Source organism: Thermoactinomyces mirandus (assembly GCF_013868055.1).
In the GTDB taxonomy this organism is placed as follows: Bacteria; Bacillota; Bacilli; order Thermoactinomycetales; family Thermoactinomycetaceae; genus Thermoactinomyces; species Thermoactinomyces mirandus.
The window spans coordinates 62,725-79,865 of record NZ_JACEOL010000018.1; the positions used below are offsets into that span (position 1 = coordinate 62,725).

Sequence of the window (17,141 nt, forward strand, 5' to 3'; positions counted from 1 at the left end):
TCATGAATCCTCCCTCATATACAGATAATGGGCTGAACATGTTCCTTCACTGGATACCATACAAGGCCCAATCGGTTTTGACGGAGTACAGGCTTTTGCAAACAGGGGGCATTCCTCAGGGGTTACAAGACCGCGAATGATTTCACCGCAGCGGCATTTTGTTTTTCCTGGTTCCCCCACGGTAATATTGAAGCGTTTCCTGGCATTGAAACGGTCATACTCTTCCCGAATATCCATTCCGCTGTCGGGAATTACCCCGATTCCTCGCCACGGTTCATCGACCGGTTTAAAAAACGTGTTGATCAATTTTTTTGTTTCTATATTGCCCTCGTCCGTGACAACTGCTGAATAGTTGTTTTCAATTTCAACCCGGCCTTCCAGGAGCTGGCGGATCAATTTGTAAATTGACCCCAACATTCCAACCGTTTCAAAACTGCTGATTACGCCCGGAACCTGGTATTCATCCACCAGGTACTGGTAATCGTTTTTCCCCAGAACAATGGAGACATGTCCCGGAAGGATGAATCCATCAATATTCAGTTCTTTTGTTTCAAGCAATGTTCTCAGGATCGGCTCCACCAGCTTGGTTGTCATCCACATGGAAAAATTGCGGACTCCCCGGTCCATCGCTTCTTTTATAGCAACTCCCAGCACTGGTATGGTCGTTTCAAACCCGATACCCAGAAAAATAACTTCTTTATCCGGATTCTCCTCCGCAATTTTAACAGCATCGGGCGGTGAATAGACTACCCGGATATCTTTTCCTTCCAACTTTGCTTCCATCAGGGAGAATTCGGTACCCGGAACGCGAATCATGTCGCCAAACGTACAGATGATGCGATTTTCCCCTTCGGCGAGTTTGATCATGGCGTCAATCGACTTTTGATCGGTCACACAGACGGGGCACCCCGGTCCGGAAATCAAATTCACATGATCTTTCAGCGCCCTTTTTACCCCTTTTTGGGCAAGAGCCATTGTGTGGGAGCCGCATACTTCCATAAATGCAGGCCTTCTACCGTTTAGCCGAATAAATTCTTCAGCAGCTTCCTGTACTTTATCCAGAAGCTTACGGCTGAGGGTTGAATCGGAAAATTTACTCAACAGCTCTTGCATCGGCGATTTTCCTCCATTCTTCTATACTGAGCATTGCATTTTCTTCATCAATAATCGACATTGCCTGTCCTGCGTGTACAATCACATACTCTCCCACTTTTACTTCAGGAACAAAAATGATGCCAACTGTCATTGTGGACCCCATTACGTCTACAACCGCTGTGTAATCATCTCTTTCAACCACTTTTGCCGGAACTCCGACACACATTTTTCTCCCCCCTTTATTTATAATAATAAAACAACAATCAGGAATCGGTTGCCTCTTCTTTTCTATTTGCAGCAACAATCAGCTGACCCAGTGAAAGTCCCCCATCATTGCACGGAACCCGGCTGTGGGAATAAACGTCAAACTGTTTTTCCTTCAGCCGTTTCGTGATTTCATGCAATAAATAGGGATTATGGAAACTCCCTCCGGATAAAACGACCCTCCTGTTCAGATCCGGATTCTCCCTGCTCAATGAGACTACGGTCTCTACACAAATCGAGACAATCGTTTCATGAAACTTTTGTATAATGGTTTGAACAGGCTTCTCTTGCAGGCGGTCCTCGACAATTCCAAGGAGGGCATCTCCAAAATCAATTGTTGCCACATCATCCCCGTTTTTGTTGATTTTAAAAGGATAAGATTTTTCCAATTTATCCGCTTTCATTTGCTCAGACAACCTGATCGCTGCTTCCCCGTCGTATGTAGACACCTGACATTGACCCAAAATGGCACTGACCGCATCAAACAGGCGACCGCATGTTCCTGCAAGCGGACTGTTAATGTTTCTCCGGATCATTTGGTTGATAATCCCGATTTCGTAAGATTTGTCCGGGAACAACTTTTCCGCAAACTCTTTTCCCCGTTCTCCAAAGTAATCAATCAACATGGCTGTGGCGTTTCGCCAAGGCTCCCTGATCGCCTTTTCACCACCAGGCAAATGGGTATATGTAAGATGTGCCATTCGTTTGTAAAAGTGCGCACTTCCATACAAAATTTCAAATCCCCATATATTCCCGTCTTCGCCATAACCGGTGCCATCCAGAATAATCCCGAATACCGGGTCCGTCAGGCGATTGTCCTCCATACAGGATACGAGATGGGCATGATGGTGCTGTACCAAAATAACACGGGCTCCCATTTCCTCTGCCATGCTCGTGGTCATATACCCGGGATGCAGATCGGTGGCAACCGTTTTCACTTCCGTTCCCATCCACTTCATTAAATAGGCATACTCTTTTTTGAAATGGTCCACAACCTCCAGATGTTCCATATCCCCAATATGCGGACCCACGAAAATCTGCCTGTTCCGTCCAATGGCAAAGGTATTTTTTTGCTGTGAACCAAGCGCCACTACTTCGTGAACAGGTTGGCCTGTCACCATCGGGTCAGGCACATAACCCCGCGCTCTTCTGTGAAAGGTCAGTTTCCCGTCCAGAACGCGTACGACTGAATCATCAACAGGACGCAAAATCTTTCGATTGTGGGATAAGATATAATCGGCTATTCCTGTTAAATACTCATGGGCTTCATCGTCTTTGTACACAAGGGGAAGTCCGGAAGGATTGGCACTTGTCATGACCAAAACGGAAACTTTCTTTTCATCAAACAGCAAATGATGAAGAGGAGTGTAAGGAATCATGACCCCCAGCGTATTCATCCCAGGAGCCAGACTTTCTGCCAATTGGCTGTCACGCTTTTTCAAAATGACGATGGGGGCTTCTGGTGAACGCATGATCTTTTCCTCTTGTTCAGAAACGTCACAAATCGCCTTTGCCACATCGATATTCGCCGCCATCACCGCAAGCGGACGATTTGGCCGGTTCTTTCTCTTCCTGAGCAGGCGAACCGTTTCTTCATTGTACGCATCGCAGGCAAGATGGTATCCGCCCAGACCTTTAATCGCGACAATTTTTCCTTCACTCAAAAGCCGGGATACCGTACGGATTGCTTCATCTTTTCCGGCAATGAACTCTCCGTCAATCGAGGTCAGGGTTACTTCAGGACCACACGCGTCGCAGGCGATCGGCTGGGCGTGATGCCTTCTGTTCCTTGGATCATTGTACTCGCTTTCACACCGGTCGCACATCTGAAAATCCTTCATAACCGTATAAGGGCGGTCATAAGGCAGGGCATCAATAATCGTGTACCTGGGTCCGCACTGGGTGCAATTGATGAATGGATAGCGATAGCGAAAATTGGCAGGATCTCCCATTTCCTCCAGGCAATCATTGCAGGTTGCCGAATCGACCGGAATGACAAGAGAGGATTTGCCATCCCGGTCACTGGGGATAATTTCAAACCTGTCAAATCCGGTCGGCTGTCCCTTCTCCACAATTACTTCATCAATTCGTGAAAGTCTTGGCGGCTCTGTCCGGATCGCTTTTACAAAAGCTTCAAGTTCTTCCTGGCTGCCCTCCGCCTGGATCCTGACACCATCCATGTTGTTTTGAACCGTCCCGCAAATCCGATACTGTTCAGCTATCCGGAAAATAAAAGGGCGGAATCCAACGCCTTGAACACGCCCCTTCACAGTCACTTTTATTGACTTTGACATTTGAGGTACGCCTGTTTTATCCATTGACACCACTCGTCCAATCCTTCTTCTGTTCTGGAAGATACCTTGATCAGTCCGGAATCCGGATTGATTCCTTTCAGATCTTCAACAGCTGTATCCACATCAAAATCGAGATATGGCAACAGATCGATCTTGTTCAAAACAACCAGCTCTGTCCGCCGAAACATCACCGGGTATTTCGGAATTTTGTCGTTTCCTTCCGGAACACTTAAAATGGCCACTTTATGGTTCTGTCCGAGGTCGTAACCGGAAGGACAAACAAGATTTCCTACGTTTTCGATAAACAGAATATCGATTTCATCGAGATTGAATTCCGGAAGAACCTTGGCAATCATTCTGGCATCCAGGTGGCAACCGCCGTTTGTATTGATCTGAACCGCCTTCGCCCCCAGTTTTCTGATCCGGTCAGCATCCTTTTCGGTTGCCAGATCGCCTTCGATTACACCGATTCGATATTCATTTCGCAAAGCTGCTACCGTTTTTTCCAGCAATGTGGTTTTTCCGGCACCAGGCGAGCTCATCAAATTGATGACAAGGGTTTTGCTTTTTTCAAAAAGATCACGGTTGAATTTTGCTGCCGCGTTATTATCGGATAGCACTTCTTCTTCCAGATTGATTTTCATAGTACCTAATTCCCTTCATATAACTTTACTTTGAATGTTTCCCCTGCGGTCAGCTTTCCGCTTGGCAAACCGCATTCGGGGCAGATGCTCAAACGTACCTCCGGGTGATATTCATACCCGCAAACGGTACATTTTGCCCTGGCTTCTTCTTTCCGGATGACCAGTTGCGACTGTCTGGTTAACATGGCAAGTTCTCTGGCCCGGAAGGTTTCAAATGCCATTTCAAGTGCGTCAGGAAGTGCATTGCTTAATTCGCCGACAACCAGCTCGATTTTATTGATCTGTTTGATGTTCCTTGCTTTTGCGTCCCTCTCCACAAGCTGAAGAATGTCTCCCATCAGTGCCATCTCATGCATCATGATCTTCCTTATGGTAAGAATTGGTTTAAAAGTCCATTCAACTTATACCAATATACAATTTTCCGTTTTCTTCTTTCAACGGATATTGCCGCAGTTTCATATCGTCGCTGTCTGAATCCACATGATACTCCTCGTCACAAAGAAAACATTTGAATTTTTTTTCATAGGCAATCCACTGGAGCATCGTCTTGCAAGTCGGGCATGCCTTTTGAAAAGCGGTAAATTGCTTTCCCTCACAAATAATGCTGACAGGTGCCTCCTTGATATACAAATCATGGATTCCCTCAACCGGCAAGGATTGCACCGAACCAACCTCGTGCCACTTGACACCGGCCAGTTCGTCAACAACTGTATCCAGCTTTTCCAAATAACCGGAGACAAATGGGGACGCCACTTCTTTCACTGTTTGGAGAAAGCCTTTTCCCATTTCAGAAAAAAATTCAGACCGCTTCAATTTTTTCCACTCCATTGTTTAATCTGTTCAACAACATTTTCTGCCAGTTCAGGTAACTTCTCTTTTACTATAGCAGAAAGTTCTACACCAAGCTCGAGTGATGCCGGCTGAATGCCAAACATAACCATTTCTTCAGGCAGCCTTTCCTGCAAATCAGCAGCAAACAGCACTTCCTGGAATCCAACTTGATGAATGGACATCTTGACCCCGTAGTATTTGGGAATTTCCCTGTTACGGATGGTGATGAGTTCTCCCCCGGGCTTGCCCGCATTAATGGCATCAATGATAATCAGATAATCTGCTTCTTCTACCGGTTCCAGCAATTTCATCCCATCTGTCGCGCCCTCAATAATCTCAACATTGTCATATCCGGACAGCGCTTCTTCCAGGTAAGGAAGAAGGTGAACGCCAACACCCTCATCTGAATAGAGGGTGTTGCCGATTCCAATGATTTTAATATTTTTTTGGTCTGTAATCGTGTGATTACTCACTTTTTTCACCTTCAGGTTTTTGCCCTGCATCATTGTGGTCATGTTTCTCTTCTATTTTATATCCAGTAAAGATTGATGACAATGTTCCGTTGCGGTTCAGCCAGTCATCACGGATCACCATGTACAAATGAATCACAATGAAGACTACGAAGAACCAGGCAACAATGTGATGGAAGGAACGGACAGAAAAGCTGTCCCCACCAAACAGAAATGCAACTTTTTCAAAAGGAACCGATGCAAATTGCGGTTCAAGATACAGATAAAAACCTGTCAGAACCATTATGATTGAGCCCAGTCCAATAAAGATCAGGTAAGTTAACTCTGCCAGTTTGTTATGACCGGGAGAATGTTCCTTTTTGTTCGGCAGGAAGAGGTAATATTTGGTTGCTTCGACAACCTGCTTCCAGAAATTCTTTTTCAACGGATTGGGTCTGGCATACTGATTTCCTTTAAATGCCCAGTAGAAACGGAAAATCAGGTTTCCGGTAAATGCAAATGCTGCGAAAAAGTGAATATACCGTACCCAGTTCATGATGTTGGAATAGTACGCTTCTTCCGGAACAGTCGGACTGAAGAACGGATTTCCAATATAGATGCCGGTAAGCATCAAAAGGACGATGGAAATCGCATTGATCCAGTGAAAGATCCGAACCGGAGCTTCCCAAACATAAACTCTTCCCAAATTTTTTTTGCTTTTGCTTGAAATTGCTCCCGACGAATTATAAGTAGCACCGGGATTGCCGGTGTTAGATATTTCCACCTTTTTACACCTCCTACCCTATTTTGATTTGCGTTGACTCTTGGTTCTCCAAATCAGTCAAATGAACAGCACATGCCAGACAAGGGTCAAAGGAATGCACGATCCGCAATATTTCAAGCGGTTTGTTCGGGTCTGCAACCGGTGTATTCTGAAGCGATGCCTCATAAGCTCCGTTATTACCTTTATGATCCAGTGGAGACGCATTCCAGGTTGTCGGCACCACTGCCTGATAGTTTTTCACTTTTTGGTTTTCAATTTCAATCCAGTGGGCGAGCGATCCGCGTGGCGCTTCCATCCAGCCTGCACCTTTCGCATTTTTCGGCCAGGTTTCAGGTTCCCATTTGGAGCGGTCAAATGTATTTTGATCGCCATTTTTTACGTTTTTCAGCAGCTGATCCATATCATTGCGCATCCAGTCAGAAATCAGCAGTGTTTCAAGTCCGCGGGCAACTGTCCGGCCTAAAGCGGAATGGAGGGCGCCCATTGGGACATTCAGTTTTTTCAATGTATCATTGACAAGGTTGACATATTCTGGCCGGCCGGAAGCATAACCAACCATGATCCGGGCAAGCGGTCCTGTCTCCATCGGTTGTTCTTTCCAGCGCGGTGCTTTAATCCAGCTGTATTTTTCGTTTACATTCAATTGTTTATATGGAGGTTTCGGTCCTGTATAGTTAAAGGTCGTTTCTCCTTCAAACGGATGTTTTCCGCCTTTATCCTGGCCGTCATAAGTATAGTAGGAATGATCGATGAACTCCTGAACCTGTTTCGGATCCTTCAGATCAACATCACGAATTTCTTTCAGATTACCATTTAAGATAACTCCACGGGGAACACGGAATGTTTTGGCGTCACGAATATCTCCGGTCGGGAAGTCTCCATAAACCAGATAGTTGTTTAATCCGCCGCCATAGGTCCAGCCTTTGTAATAGGATCCGATGGCCAGCAAGTCAGGAATGTATACTTTCTTGACAAATTCTCTTCCCTGGTCAATCAGCTGGGATACATGCATCAGTCTTTCAGCATGAATGCCGTTATCGCTGTTAATGTCCAGAGGAGTGGCCATTCCGCCGACAACATAGTGAGGATGCGGGTTTTTGCCGCCAAAGATTGTCTGGATCTTGACGATTTCCTTTTGCCAGTCAAGCGCTTCCAGATAGTGAGCTACAGCAAGCAGGTTCACTTCCGGGGGCAGTTTGTATTCCGGATGACCCCAGTATCCATTGGCAAAGATTCCAAGCTGTCCGCTTTCTACAACTTTCTTTACCCTGTTTTGGACTTCGGTGAAATACCCGGGAGAGGAATTGGGCCAATCGGAAATGGATTGGGCAATTTTGCTTGTTTCCTTCGGATCAGCTTTTAATGCATCCACAACGTCAACCCAGTCAAACGCATGCAAGTGATAAAAATGGACGACATGGTCATGCAAGAACAACGCTTCATTCATGATATTGCGAATCAGGTTGGCGTTTTGCGGAACTTTGATATCCAGTGCATCTTCTACTGTACGGATGGATGCCAATGCATGTGAACTGGTACAAACACCGCAGATCCGCTGTACATATGCCCATACATCCCTCGGATCACGGTCACGAACAATCAATTCGATCCCGCGTACAGCAGTTCCTGAACTGTAAGCCTTTGCGATTTTTCCACCCTGAATGTCTGCTTCGATACGGAGATGCCCTTCAATTCTTGAAACCGGGTCCACTATAATCCGTTCTGCCATGATTATTCACCTCGTTCTTCCGATCCATTTTTTTCTTTTTTCTTCATCGCAGCGGTTATGCCAGCGTGAGCTGCGACGCCTGCAACGGCTGCACCTGCAACTGCCAAACCAACTTTATCGGGATTAATCGTGGTTTGGGTTCCCATAATCTTGGCACGGCGAGCAAAGAATGGCCCATTATCCCAGAAGTTTTTCTCCGTACATCCAATACAGGGATTTCCTGATTGAATCGGGTAACTTGTTCCGCCATTCCAGCGCATTTCCGGACAAGCGCTGTATGTTGTCGGGCCTGCACAGCCAAGCTTATACAGGCAATAGCCCTGTTTAGCTCCCACATCATCGAATGATTCGGCAAAAAGACCGGAATCAAAGTATGCACGGCGGTTACATTTGTCGTGAATCCGGTGTCTGTAAAATGCTTTCGGTCTGCCAAAGCGGTCAAGTTCCGGTACGGCCCCGAATGTAATCACATGGGCAATCACCCCGGTCATGACTTCAGCAATTGGCGGGCATCCGGGCACGAGCACCACCGGTTTGTCCTTGACCACATCGGTGACGGGGACTGCCCCTGTCGGATTGGGTTTTGCTGCAGGAAGCCCGCCCCATGAAGCACAACTTCCATAAGTGATTACAAACTTGCAGTTTTTGGCTGCTTCTTCCAGAACAGCTCTTGCCGGTTTTCCGCTGACTGTAGTAAATTCGTCACCCGGAATGGAGCCTTCCACAACAAGGACATATTCTCCAGGATACTGCTTGAACGTATTATGCTTTGCCTCCTCAACCTGATGGCCTGCTGCAGCTGAAAGAACTTCACTGTATTCCAGGGAAATCATGTCAAGCAAAACGCTTTCAGCTTTGGGATGGGTAGACCGGATAAATGATTCTGAACAGCCGGAACAGCTTTGGAATTCAAGCCAGATCACAGGAACACGCTTATTCGTTTCCATGGCGTGCACAACTTTGTCAGAGTTTTTGAAACTGAGTCCCATGGTGGCGGCCAAAGCCGTACACATTTTGAGGAAGTCCCTGCGGGAAATCCCTCTTGAGAGCGCCTCTTCATAAATGGTTTTTTGCTTTGTTTCTAACATATAACCCACCTCTCCTCCCTAAAAAAATTTTTAAGATTGTTTCCCTTTTTCTTAAATCGCATTTTAATTTAAATAATTGAAATTACCCACAAAAACCCCCTATAAACAATACCATGTTTTACAAAAGTTTATCATAATGTTCAAATTAAATTCACGGAAACGTCAAATTTATAAAAGGGGAATATGATTATTTACACTTACAGTAGGGTAAGTGCTATTATTTAAAGAAATAACCGCTGGATCAGCCCTGCCTTTTTGGTTGCCATCTTCCCTGTTTTGCGTTTTGTGAATTGACCAGACCTGACCATCCTTGTTAACCGCCGGATCAACTTTTAAACCATTGAACTTGTTACCCCGATATCATCCTATGCAATAACATTTTTTACTATGATCAACTTTTTTTACCACCACCCTTCAATGTTCAGTTAACATAAAAAACAATATTTTTGTAATTTCACATTATATGATTCTACAGAAAAGGCTTGTCTACCTTCCGAAAAACAAAAAATATTGACAGAAATGTAAACATGATTTTTTATTAAACATAAAAAGTGATGGTTGTCATAATGAAAAAATTAAACTATAATTCTGAAAAGAATAAGTTATAATCAAAATGATTTTAAATAAAAGCGGTATAATAAAAAAGTCTATTATCTTCTTTTGTTATATGCTCATTTCTTTTAGTTAGTTAAAGGTTTCCATACGTTTCCTGGAAGCAAGCTTTGCATAACGGGCTCGCAAAGCCAGGTTTGCAGGCTATAATTATGTATAAGCGTGCTACTTTTTTGAACAAAAGTGTTACTGATATGCATAACAGAAGGTGGTTGCAAGATGCAGGATTCAACTTTGAAGAGATTCGGAGTTTCGATGGAGAGCAGTTTACTGAATAAATTCGATCACATGGTTAGACTGAAAGGCTACCAGAACCGTTCGGAAGCGATCCGGGATCTTGTCCGGGATGCCCTGGTTCAGGAAGCATGGGAAGATAAAGATCAGGTTGTGATCGGAAGCATTCTCCTGTTCTATAACCATCACCAACGGAATCTGCTGGCCGAGATGACAGATCTTCAGCACAGCATGCACGATCTGGTTCTTTCCACAACGCACTTTCACCTGGACCACGACAGTTGCCTGGAGCTGATTGTCGTAAAGGGGAAGGTGAAAAGAATCCGGGAATTCAGCAATAAGCTGATGAGTTTGAAAGGGGTCGAATACGCAAAGTTTACGGTAGCCCCCGTAAAACGGGTTTAATCCTTAAAGGAGGGACTTCCATGCCAGAAGCGGAATAAAGCCAAATTTTGCACACATCCAACAGATTTTCTTTATCGATCCATGGCAAACCCGCCCCACTCCCAAACAGCTTTTTTTAACGGTTTTTCTTTTTCTTGAATCGCATTTTGATTTAAACCATTGAAATTATCCCACCCCCACGTTGGTTCCGTTTCGCAAAAACGGGTGCAAAGGAGGCGTTTACAGCAGATAGCAGACAGGATTTGGCAAACAGTCGGGCCATTCTATTGAAAACAGATTTCTGTAAAGGAGTGAAACAAAAGTGGCAAAAAAAATATTTGGTTTGATCACATGCGTTATCCTGGCTTTTACGATGATATTGGCAGGTTGTTCCCAATCGGATGCCAATCAAACAGGGCAAACCCAAAAGGATGAACTGGTGTTGGCCATTGGCGGCGAGCCTAAAGAAGGTTTTGATCCGACAACCGGATGGGGAAGAAATGGATCTCCGCTCTTTCAAAGTACATTGTTCAAGTATGACAGCAATTTCAATGTTGTGAACGATTTGGCAGAAAATTATAAAGTAAGTGATGACGGTTTGATCTGGACCGTAAATATCCGCCAAGACGCAAAGTTTTCCGATGGTGAAAATGTAACCGCTGATGATGTCGCCTTTACATACAACAAAGCGAAAACAAGCGGATCTGTCATGGATCTGACAAACCTGGACAATGCCGAAAAGACAGGTCCGTACACAGTAAAATTCAAATTGAAAAAACCTCAATCCAACTTTATTTATCTGCTCATCACCACCGGAATTGTTCCAGAACATGCCTATGGAGATAATTACAAGGAACATCCAATTGGTTCCGGTCCATATAAATTCGTGCAATGGAACAAAGGACAACAATTAATCGTGGAAGCCAATCCCTATTATTACGGAAAAAAACCCTTCTTCAAGAAAATAACTTTCCTGTTTTTGGCTGAAGATGCCGCATTTGCAGCCGCCAAAGCCGGTCAGGTCGATATTGTGTCTGTCCCTGCCACCTTTGCCAAAGAGAAGATTGCCGGCATGAAACTTGTAACAGTGGAAAGCGTCGATAACCGGGGAATTACATTTCCCACTGTACCGGCAGGACAAAAAACAGAAGACGGAATCCCGGTCGGTAATGACGTAACAAGCGATATAGCGATCCGCAAGGCAATCAACGTCGGCATTAACCGGCAGGCATTGGTGGATGGCGTATTGGAAGGATTCGGCACACCGGCATACAGTGTGGCTGACAAATTGCCATGGTGGAACGCTGATACGGCAATAAAAGATAACAATATCGAAGAAGCCAAAAAAATACTGGATCAGGCCGGCTGGAAGGAAACTGCAAGCGGAATTCGTGTAAAGAACGGACTGGAAGCAGCCTTTACCCTGTATTATCCTTCCGATGACCAGATCCGCCAGTCCTTGTCAATCACGGTTGCCGAAATGATCAAACCTCTGGGAATCAAAGTGACAACAGAAGGTAAAAGCTGGAACGAACTTGAAAGATTAATGTTTTCAAATCCGGTTCTGATGGGCTGGGGAAACCATGACCCCATTGAAATGTACAATTTATACAGCTCCAAGACGAAAGGCGAAGGGTATTACAACCCCAATTTCTATTCAAATCCAAAAGTGGATGAATACATGGAGCAGGCATTGCGGGCGTCTTCCGTAGAAGAAGCCTACAAATACTGGAAAAAAGCACAGTGGGACGGAAAAACCGGATTTTCCGCCAAAGGCGATGCCCCTTGGGCCTGGTTGGTTAATGTACAGCATTTATACTATGTCAATGAAAAGCTGGACATCGGCAAGCAAAAAATTCATCCACACGGTCATGCCTGGCCGATCACAGACACCATCACCGACTGGAAGTGGAAATAAACAGAAATCCCGTGACGGGGGTTTTTCTCTCGCTCACGGTTTGTTAAATAAAAAGTATTTGAGGGAGCCAATTGTCTCCTGTCCTCTTCCCGATTTGTCCGGGACTTCTTTAAGGGGATTACAGCGTGTATCACTGACAGATTGTCAGAAAGAAGGGAAGGTATTGCGAACCAAACGGATTTCTTTGTACATTTTGAGCCAGGCTGCCAAGCTCTTGACATTATTAATCGCCATAAGCATTTTGTCTTTCATGCTTGTAAGCTACTCTCCCATTGATCCGATTCGGGCCTATATCGGGGGAGACATGCTGCGGGTAAGCCCGGAGCAGCGAGCCAATATTGAAGAATATTGGGGCTTGAATGAACCAAGAGTATCACAATATTTGAACTGGGCCAATTCCATCTTGCATGGTGATTTGGGAACTTCCCTGTTATATCGCAGCCCGGTTGCCCAGGTAATTGCGGAACGATTTGTCGCCTCTCTTGCATTAATGGCCATTGCGTGGCTCTTGTCCGGAATCTTCGGCTTTATATTGGGGATCATTGCAGGGATGAAAAAAGGAACCTGGATTGATCGGCTGATAAAAGGGTATTGTTATGTTCTCTCGGCCACTCCTACTTTCTGGTTAGGTTTGGTGGTCGTAATCGTATTTTCTGTATGGCTTGGATGGTTTCCAATCGGTCTGGGAACACCGGCCGGCATTCTGGAACAGGATGTATCACTGACAGATTACCTGCGCCATTTATTTTTGCCTGCTTTAACATTAAGCATCATCGGTGTCGCCAATATCGCATTGCATACAAGAACAAAGCTTGTCGAAACCCTTAACAGTGAGTTCATCTGGTTTGCCAAAGCCAAAGGAGAAAAAGGATTGAAACTGTTATGGCGCCATGGATTGCGAAATATCTCCTTGCCCGCAATCTCCTTACAGTTTGCTTCATTTGGAGAACTTTTTGGAGGCGCAGTACTGACCGAGCAGGTTTTCTCATATCCCGGCCTCGGACAGGCAATCGTCGAGGCGGGACTGGGCGGAGATGTCCCTCTTTTGTTGGGAATTGTTTTATTCAGCACGATATTTGTGTATGTAGGCAATCTAATGGCAGATATACTGTATAAAGTCATTGATCCGCGAATCAGAAAGGAATGGAACTAGTGAGTGGTCAGGAAATGATCGGGGCAAACCCCTCAGTTAACAGCAAATGGAATCTGCGGCGACAGACATTGGCTATCATCGTCATTTCGGTTCTCCTTCTTGCGGCGATGACCGTTAGCGGATTTTTAATAGAAAATGAAAAGCTGTCCGTAAATCTGGAAGCAAGAAACAGCAGTCCTTCTCTTGACCACCTGTTTGGTACCGATTGGCTGGGAAGGGATATGCTGGCCCGGACTCTGAAAGGTTTGACACTGAGCTTTGGGGTAGGTTTGTTAACTGCTTTTTTAAGCACAATTATTGCATTGTTTCTAAGTCTTCTATCCTCCTGGAACAAAAAAATCGATCATGGTGTAACCTGGCTCATTGATCTTTTTATTAGCATGCCCCATGTCGTAACCTTGTTGCTCATTTCTTTTGCCATTGGCGGAGGCTTTAAGGGAGTCGTCACAGGCATCGCCTTGACCCATTGGCCAAGCTTGACCCGTCTGCTTCGCGCGGAAGTGATGAAGGTAAAAACGGAACAATATATTGGGGTTTCCCGCCAACTGGGAAAATCCCGATGGTGGATTGCCTGTAACCATTATCTCCCCCATTTGATGCCACAGATAATGGTCGGTTTTATATTGCTTTTCCCACATACCATTTTGCATGAAGCCGCAATCACTTTTTTGGGATTCGGTTTGTCACCGGAACAGCCTGCAATCGGCATTATCTTATCGGAATCCATGCGTTATTTGTCAACCGGTATGTGGTGGCTTGCCTTCTTTCCGGGGCTTTCCCTGGTGATCATGGTCGGGATTTTCGATCTGCTTGGAAACAGCATCCGCAAGTTGATTGATCCTTTCCACGGGCAACGGTAGGTCAGCGCTTGCGGGAACCGGCAAGCACGTAATATCTGTTTGTTACTTTCCTTTACAAAGGAGTGAGCATCGATGAAATTGCAACAGAAAGAAGAACCATTGCCGGATCTGCTTGAAAAAGATCAGCCCTTACTTGAAGTGAAAGATCTTTCCCTTTCATTCCGTCAATACCGCGAAGGTCTCCGGGAAACCGATCTACAGGTCATCAGTAAATTGGACATTACCCTTTACAAAAAAGAAATCGTGGCTGTCGTTGGTGCGAGCGGGTCCGGAAAAAGCTTGTTGGCAAGCGCCATCCTGGGATTGCTCCCGGAAAATGCTTTTCTCCGCGGGACTATAAACTTCAAGGGAAAGCCCCTTTCCCCGGAACGCCAAGAACATCTGCGCGGGGAAGAAATTTCCCTCATTCCCCAATCGGTAAGCGCCCTTGATCCGTTAATGAAAACAGGCAAACAGGTACAAGCCGTAATCAAGGGGAAGAATAAAAAAGCCGTCCAACAGGAAATTTTTGATAAAGTCGGCCTGCCTTCCAAAACATCAAACAGTTATCCGTTTGAATTATCCGGCGGGATGGTCAGAAGGGTCTTGGCCGCCACCTCCCTGGCAAGTTCTGCTGACCTGATCATTGCCGATGAACCGACGCCCGGTCTGGATCCCTTCGCTCTGAAAGAGACGGTGAACTATATCAAACAACTGGCTGAAAATGGAAAAGGAGTTATCTTTATTACCCACGATATTGAAACAGCACTGAAGATTGCTGACAAAGTTGCTGTCTTTTATGCCGGGCAAACCGTAGAAATTGCCAAAGTGGAGAATTTTTGCGGTTCAGGAGAAAATTTGCGCCATCCATATACAAAAGCCTTATGGAATGCTTTGCCCCAGAATGGATTTGTTCCATTGCCCGGGTCCCAGCCCCTGTTGAGCGAGGTGGCAGAAGGATGCATTTTTCATCCAAGATGCCCGGTCAAAACAGATTTGTGTAAAAAGAAGCAACCCGAATCAAAAAGCAAAAATGGTGAAATGGTCAGGTGTTTTTATGCTTAAAGTTAATGGAATCAGTTACCGTTATCAAAATAATGGTCCATGGGTTTTCAGGAATTTTCGTCTTGCTGTCCAGCCTGGTGAGATCGTTGGTTTGTGCGGCTATAACGGCGCTGGCAAAACAACGCTGGCCAAAATCATTGCCGGATATTTGAAACCCCATGAAGGGGAAATTCTGGTGGATGAACAGCCTGTTTCATCTTTTACCGGCATCAGGCCTGTCCAGTTGGTTTGGCAGCATCCGGAAAAATCGATTAATCCAAAATGGAAAATGAAAAAGGTTCTTGAAGAAACAACCGACTTGGATGAAGAACTCCTCTCCCTGCTTGGAATAAAAAGCGAATGGCTGGACCGCTGGCCGAGTGAACTTTCGGGAGGCGAACTGCAACGCTTTTGCCTGGCCAGAACGCTTGGCAAACATACAAAATACCTGATCGCTGATGAAATGACAACAATGTTGGATGCAGTCACACAGGCACAAATCTGGCATGCCCTGTTAGAGCTGGCAAAACAGCGAAATATAGGTATTCTCGCAATCAGTCACAATCAGCATCTGCTCCAGAAAATAAGCGATCGAACGGTCTCGATCGCCTAGACAGATATGAATATGTTATTTTACAGGCGAAATAACCTCATAAATGATATAAGCAGAGCGTTCGCTGAAAAAACGGGCGAGTGTCAGTCAGTTGGAGAGCCCGTCTGAAAGCGAACGCTGAAACTGCTTACCGCCCCTTTAATTCACTTGATTTCAGATCCTTCTCTTTATTACGGGGTTTCCTGGAGTCTATCTGTTTTCCCCTTCATTTCTCCTCTGATTTGAACCCAAACCTTTTCCAGTAAGTTGAAAATCATTTTTCAGTCAATTGAATATTCTTCAGCCAAGTGTCCATGATTCACTCTCTGGAAGTTTGTCAGTCAATATTTAACTATTTTTCTTCTTACCGTATAAAAGCCTTTACACTATTAATCAATCCAAATATAAATATTTACTAAAAAGGAAAGAATGTGACAAATATGGCTTTAGGTAAAATGACCAAGCACAATCAAATGTTGAAGCATCCTGTATTGCGAAAATATATTCCTGAGACTCACTGGCATACCCGTAAAGGACTCTTTCAAATGCTTAAATCTTATTCATGCGTTTTCATCAAACCGAATCATGGAACCGGCGGAACCGGGATCATCCGGATCAAAAGAACCTCCAACGGATATCAGGTCCGTTACGGTAAAAGACGCACGGTTGTTCGTAATCACTCCTTTTTGCACAGAGTCGTTCAGTCCTGCCAAAAGCTTTCCCAACGTTATCTTGTGCAACAGGGGCTTCATTTGGCCAAATATAACGGGCGCATTTTTGACATCCGTTCATATATGCAGAAACCGCATTCAAAATGGGTTGTCTCCGGCATGGTAGCCCGTGTGGCTGCTCCAAATCACTATTTAACGAATTACCACAAAGGCGGACATGGAGAACCGTTAGACAAAGTGCTCGCACACCTCTTTAAGAGTAACCGAAGAAAAGTAAATAATCGCCTCAATCTAATAAAAAAATTATCACATATGATAGCAAAAACACTTAATAAACGATATTCCCATATTTGTGAACTTGGAATTGATTTTGTCATAGAGAAAAACGGGCGTTTATGGATTCTCGAAGCCAATACCAGACCTGGATATCAGTTGTTCTCCCACCTTCCCGATCAGACAATGTTTCGCAAAATCAGGAAAAACAAGTGTCTGATTCGAACACGGCATACCTGAGCC

At 45.0% G+C, this 17,141-nt stretch carries 17 protein-coding genes; 7 read left to right on the plus strand and 10 right to left on the minus strand.

The genetic code is table 11. The annotated features are described in order from the left end of the window. The 10 genes from hypD to H2C83_RS05855 are packed head-to-tail and all read right to left on the minus strand — an operon-like array spanning position 1 to position 9,178. Positions 1-1,113 carry a hydrogenase formation protein HypD gene (gene hypD, locus H2C83_RS05810; protein WP_181738711.1) on the minus strand — a complete coding sequence of 371 codons (1,113 nt, stop codon included), beginning with the start codon at positions 1,111-1,113 and terminating at the stop codon, positions 1-3. Beyond that, positions 1,094-1,321, minus strand: a complete 228-nt coding sequence (locus H2C83_RS05815) for a HypC/HybG/HupF family hydrogenase formation chaperone (RefSeq protein WP_181738712.1) — start codon at positions 1,319-1,321, stop codon at positions 1,094-1,096. Before H2C83_RS05815 ends, hypD begins: the two co-directional genes overlap by 20 nt. Before the next feature lie 37 nt (positions 1,322-1,358). Further along, positions 1,359-3,653 carry a carbamoyltransferase HypF gene (gene hypF / locus H2C83_RS05820; RefSeq protein WP_181738714.1) on the minus strand — a complete coding sequence of 765 codons (2,295 nt, stop codon included), beginning with the start codon at positions 3,651-3,653 and terminating at the stop codon, positions 1,359-1,361. Then, positions 3,638-4,297: a hydrogenase nickel incorporation protein HypB gene (hypB, locus tag H2C83_RS05825; protein WP_181738716.1), complete on the minus strand. Its 660-nt coding sequence runs from the start codon at positions 4,295-4,297 to the stop codon at positions 3,638-3,640. Before hypB ends, hypF begins: the two co-directional genes overlap by 16 nt. 5 nt (positions 4,298-4,302) lie before the next feature. Next, positions 4,303-4,656, minus strand: coding sequence for a hydrogenase maturation nickel metallochaperone HypA/HybF (locus H2C83_RS05830; RefSeq protein WP_312853854.1), 354 nt, complete (start codon positions 4,654-4,656; stop codon positions 4,303-4,305). A gap of 37 nt (positions 4,657-4,693) precedes the next feature. Continuing rightward, positions 4,694-5,110: a Rieske (2Fe-2S) protein gene (locus H2C83_RS05835; protein ID WP_181738718.1), complete on the minus strand. Its 417-nt coding sequence runs from the start codon at positions 5,108-5,110 to the stop codon at positions 4,694-4,696. Next, on the minus strand, positions 5,107-5,631 hold the full coding sequence (locus H2C83_RS05840) for a HyaD/HybD family hydrogenase maturation endopeptidase (RefSeq protein WP_181738838.1): 525 nt from the start codon (positions 5,629-5,631) through the stop codon (positions 5,107-5,109). The genes H2C83_RS05835 and H2C83_RS05840 overlap by 4 nt, the downstream gene beginning before the upstream one ends. Further along, the gene (gene cybH / locus H2C83_RS05845; protein ID WP_376766343.1) at positions 5,594-6,355 is read right to left on the minus strand and encodes a Ni/Fe-hydrogenase, b-type cytochrome subunit; all 762 of its coding nucleotides are present in this window, start codon (positions 6,353-6,355) and stop codon (positions 5,594-5,596) included. The genes H2C83_RS05840 and cybH overlap by 38 nt, the downstream gene beginning before the upstream one ends. Before the next feature lie 19 nt (positions 6,356-6,374). Next, positions 6,375-8,090: a nickel-dependent hydrogenase large subunit gene (locus H2C83_RS05850; RefSeq protein WP_181738722.1), complete on the minus strand. Its 1,716-nt coding sequence runs from the start codon at positions 8,088-8,090 to the stop codon at positions 6,375-6,377. Positions 8,091-8,092: 2 nt separating this feature from the next. Then, on the minus strand, positions 8,093-9,178 hold the full coding sequence (locus tag H2C83_RS05855; protein ID WP_181738724.1) for a hydrogenase small subunit: 1,086 nt from the start codon (positions 9,176-9,178) through the stop codon (positions 8,093-8,095). Between the two features lie 831 nt (positions 9,179-10,009). On the opposite strand from H2C83_RS05855, the gene nikR reads away from it, so the two are divergent. The 7 genes from nikR (at position 10,010) to H2C83_RS05890 (ending at position 17,138) form a co-directional block, all read left to right on the plus strand. Next, entirely contained in the window at positions 10,010-10,429 is a 420-nt protein-coding gene (gene nikR / locus H2C83_RS05860) for a nickel-responsive transcriptional regulator NikR (protein ID WP_181738726.1), read from the plus strand. A 352-nt stretch (positions 10,430-10,781) separates the two neighbouring features. After that, positions 10,782-12,326, plus strand: coding sequence for an ABC transporter substrate-binding protein (locus H2C83_RS05865; protein ID WP_181738840.1), 1,545 nt, complete (start codon positions 10,782-10,784; stop codon positions 12,324-12,326). Then, positions 12,280-13,479 carry an ABC transporter permease gene (locus tag H2C83_RS05870; protein ID WP_220184032.1) on the plus strand — a complete coding sequence of 400 codons (1,200 nt, stop codon included), beginning with the start codon at positions 12,280-12,282 and terminating at the stop codon, positions 13,477-13,479. Before H2C83_RS05865 ends, H2C83_RS05870 begins: the two co-directional genes overlap by 47 nt. Continuing rightward, on the plus strand, positions 13,479-14,339 hold the full coding sequence (locus tag H2C83_RS05875; protein WP_376766341.1) for an ABC transporter permease: 861 nt from the start codon (positions 13,479-13,481) through the stop codon (positions 14,337-14,339). The genes H2C83_RS05870 and H2C83_RS05875 overlap by 1 nt, the downstream gene beginning before the upstream one ends. A gap of 72 nt (positions 14,340-14,411) precedes the next feature. After that, the gene (locus H2C83_RS05880) at positions 14,412-15,383 is read left to right on the plus strand and encodes an ABC transporter ATP-binding protein (RefSeq protein WP_181738730.1); all 972 of its coding nucleotides are present in this window, start codon (positions 14,412-14,414) and stop codon (positions 15,381-15,383) included. Next, positions 15,352-15,975, plus strand: a complete 624-nt coding sequence (locus H2C83_RS05885; protein ID WP_246333774.1) for an ABC transporter ATP-binding protein — start codon at positions 15,352-15,354, stop codon at positions 15,973-15,975. Before H2C83_RS05880 ends, H2C83_RS05885 begins: the two co-directional genes overlap by 32 nt. Positions 15,976-16,394: 419 nt before the next feature. Beyond that, positions 16,395-17,138, plus strand: a complete 744-nt coding sequence (locus H2C83_RS05890; protein ID WP_181738734.1) for a YheC/YheD family protein — start codon at positions 16,395-16,397, stop codon at positions 17,136-17,138. Positions 17,139-17,141 lie beyond the last annotated feature (3 nt).